1 protein-coding gene is annotated in these 243 nt (G+C 52.3%); it reads right to left on the minus strand.

Features of this window, described 5'->3' with window-relative positions; translation table 11 throughout:
- Positions 1 to 243: Ig-like domain-containing protein (locus Q1A41_RS20310; RefSeq protein WP_299983002.1), on the minus strand; the 243-nt coding region annotated here is incomplete at both ends.

Consider the following 243-nt stretch of genomic DNA (forward strand, 5'->3'; position numbering starts at 1 on the left):
ACAGTAATCGTTACGGTGGTAGTCGAGAAACTTCCGTCGCTATCTTTTAAGGTGTAGCTAAACGTGTCTGTTGCCGTCGCACCTTCAGCAAGAGCGGCCGCACCTGCGCCAGGAGTGTAAGTGTAAGAACCATCAGCTTGTAGGGTTAGGGAACCCAGCGAACCTGCAATTGAAGTGTTAACGCCGCCGGAGATATCACCGGTTTGTGTGCCAGCAACTACACCGGTAATGGCTGCTGCATCA

The organism is uncultured Pseudoteredinibacter sp. (assembly GCF_947502065.1).
Classification (GTDB): Bacteria; Pseudomonadota; Gammaproteobacteria; order Pseudomonadales; family Cellvibrionaceae; genus Pseudoteredinibacter.